2 protein-coding genes are annotated in these 3,365 nt (G+C 58.0%); both read left to right on the forward strand.

Going from position 1 to position 3,365, the window contains the following annotated elements:
* The first annotated feature begins 220 nt into the window (after positions 1-220).
* Positions 221-1,285 (forward strand): MauE/DoxX family redox-associated membrane protein, encoded by a 1,065-nt coding sequence (locus NW818_RS03990; protein ID WP_414423890.1) that lies wholly within the window; start codon positions 221-223, stop codon positions 1,283-1,285.
* 408 nt (positions 1,286-1,693) lie between these two features.
* Positions 1,694-3,340 carry an IS66 family transposase gene (locus tag NW818_RS03995; RefSeq protein WP_011955970.1) on the forward strand — a complete coding sequence of 549 codons (1,647 nt, stop codon included), beginning with the start codon at positions 1,694-1,696 and terminating at the stop codon, positions 3,338-3,340.
* Positions 3,341-3,365: the final 25 nt, after the last annotated feature.

Consider the following 3,365-nt stretch of genomic DNA (forward strand, 5'->3'; position numbering starts at 1 on the left):
CAGGGCTGGCGCACGGTGAACGTCACCGGGCAGCATATCAGTCGCAATATTGCCGGGCGGGTGCGCCTGCTTGCGGACGAAGACTATCCTAAGGCCAAGCGGATTGTTCTGATCGTTGACCATGTTGACATCAGAATTTACTCTTGAGACTCTGCTCTTGCAGAATATGTAGTAGGTTAATTCCAGCCACCGCAGCATACTTGAATGAAAGGATACAAAAATGCGACTCACGGAATTCTTTACACATCCCGTTGGTTCGCTTGTCTTATTGCTTCTCCCCCAAATGCTACTAGGGTTCCTGTTCGTCCTCGCCGGGGCTACCAAGCTGTCAAACCGAACTGATTTTGAGCAAGTGGTGGCAAGTTACAGGTTGGGCGGGCCTACACTTGCAAAATTCATTAGTTTTTCGCTACCCGCCATTGAGTTGACAGTTGGTCTGCTACTTCTTGGTGGTTTATTTGCCCCCTTCGCCACAATTCTCACCTGGCTACTACTTGCAACCTTTCTCGCGATAGCGGTATACAATGCGGCAACCAAGAAGTCCGGGGGCTGCGGCTGTTTTGGCTCGCTGTCCGTGGCTGAATTTGGATGGAAAAGTATTGCAATCCGTAATCTTCTCCTCCTTGCTGGTGCATCTCTTATGTTGGCAGCGCTCGCGCTTCAGGTTTCATATCAGTTTTCAGTATTCAATGTTGCTATTGGAGTGCTATTGGCGATTGCCGGTCTCATCTTGGGTTTGTCACAAGGTAATGCTGTCGCCACCCAAAATGTTACCTCAGGTGTGACAGGACGACGTGGATTTCTGCGTTATGCTGGAACTGCTGTTGTAGGTTCCCTGGCAAGTATCGCATACAGTTCACCTGACAAGGCTACAGCAGCATCAGCAGGCACTATTGTTCGTAGCGAAGAAAAAGTGAGCTCGCTGGAGGAAGCCATGCGCCTGTCCCCCGCGACACTTTTAGTACCTAAGTCAACAGACTATGTGCTTAATGAGGTAGGGGTCTTTCGGGACTCTAAAGGCAACGTAACGGATGTACTCCTCCACTATACGAGTAGTACAAGCGCGGTGATTTTCGTTGATTTTCGACCAAGAGCAGATAAGGCAGCAACGCTTGATAATCCCACTGAACTAAGGCAGATCCAGGGACGGTCAGTGCAATTCTCTATTGCCTCATCGAACCTGCGAGTGGTGATGGCTTCTTGGATTGATGCGGATTGGACCGTTGCGGTCGTAGGTTTTGGGGCAACCACAGACGACCTTGTTTCTATCATCAAATCCATGTAGAAAGGGGGGGTAACATGAGAGAGTCGTTACGCCTGATGGCAGCCGCAGCGCTCATACTTTTTGGCTTGGGGACAACTACCAGACGTGCTGTAGCTCAAAGTTGTCCTTCTCCTTGTAATGGATTTGGATGTCCAGGTCTCTCATGTAGTGACTCATTCCTTGGATGCACGATTGAGTCGGCATGCGGGAGTTGGTGCGCTCCTGCTTTCGGCTGTGCAGATTGTCCTGACCGGGTAGTGAGAAGATATATTACCTCTTCTAATCCGAATCCTCCCTGCGGCAGTTGGGCCTGCGATATCACGTATTGTAATGGTTGCCGTTCACGCCCATGCCGGTAAGAGAGTATCCTCTCCAAAACTGCTGGGCAGCGGGTGACGGCGGAGCCAAGATCTGGTAGACTACCAACATATGCAGATACCTGACCTCAACCCCGACAGCATTGCCGATCTGGCAACCCGCCAGATCGTGATCCAGTTGCTGAACGTCATCGAGACGCTGGCGGCTGAGAACGCCGCCCTGCGGGTTGAAAACCAGAATCTGCGGGATGAGGTGGCACGGCTGAAGGGACGCTCGGGTAAGCCCGACATCAAACCACCCACGCCGCCGCCCAGCCCGCCGCCTGCGGATCATTCCTCGGAGGCCGAGCGCCGCACGCGCACGCCACGGGGCAAGCCGAAAAAGAACGCGACCCTGATTGTCACGCACGAGGAGCGCTGCGGGGTGGATCCGGCGACCCTGCCCCCCGATGCGGTGCGCCATGGGACAACCGATTCCATCGTGCAGCGCCTGCGCATCGACGTGGAGGTGGTCCGCTTCGTGCGGGAGCGGTGGTACGTCCCCAGCACCAACACGCTCATCACCGCACCGTTGCCGCCCGGCTACCGGGGTGGGTTTTGCCCCACGACCCATACCATCGTTCCCGCACTCGGTCACGGGGCAAACGTCAGTCAGCCCGCGCTGCTGCGCTTTCTGCGGGATGTCGGTCTGAAGATTGGCACGGGCACGGTGGCGCGCATGCTGCTGGATCCGAAGGGACGCTGGGCGGACGAAGCCGCCGCGATTCATCAAACCGGCCTCGCCACCGGGTCGTGGGTCGCCACCGACCAGACCAGTACCCGCGTGGATGGGCAGAACGAGGTCTGCCACGTTGTGGGCAATGCCTGGTTCACGAGCTATCATACCCGTCCCGGCGGCACGCGCCAGGATGTCCTGGCGGTCATCTGGGGCCAGGAACTCCGCTATCGCCTCAATGACGAGTCGCTGGCGTGGCTGCAGGCTCGCAGCCTGCCGCACACCCTGCTCCGCCGGCTGCGGGAGGCCCTGCCCCGCGGCACGGACATGACGGCGGCGGAACTCCAGCAGCACCTGACCAACGCCGGGATCACGCTCACCCCGCAGCAGGTACAGCCGGTCGGCGATGCGCTGGCGCTTGCCGCCTATCACGCCCAAACCCAGGCGCCCGTCCTGCGCTGGTTGCTGAGCGATGATGCCCCCGTGTATGACCACCTCACGACCACCCACGCCCTGTGTTGGGTGCATGATTGGCGGCATTACGCCAAGCTTGCCCCACGGGCGCCCCATCATCAGGCCGAACTCGCCGCGTTTGGGGAACGCTATTGGACGTTCTATCGCGACCTGCTGGCCTATCAACAGGCGCCCACTGCGGCGGAACGCGCACGGTTGGCGGATGCGTTTGACGCCTTGGTGGAAAAAGAGACCGGCTATGCGGCGTTGGATGACCGGATCAGCAAAACCGCCGACAAACGGACCCAGTTGTTGGCGGTGCTGAAACATCCCGACATTCCCCTGCACAATAATGATATGGAACTGGCGGCGCGACGCCGCGTGCGCAAACGCGATATCAGTTTCGGCCCTCAATCCCGAGACGGGGCACGGGCGTGGGATACCTTCCAAACCCTGGCCGCCACCGCCGCCAAACTCGGCGTGGGGTTCTTTCACTATCTCCGCGACCGCATCGTCACGCCGGAGACCACCCCCACCTTAGCCGAACGGGTAGCGCAACGGGCGGGTATCGCTGTGCCTTCATCGGCCTGATCCAGCGCTTTTGGAGAGGATACGT

The organism is Synechococcus sp. R6-5 (assembly GCF_047461775.1).
Lineage (GTDB): Bacteria > Cyanobacteriota > Cyanobacteriia > Thermostichales > Thermostichaceae > Thermostichus.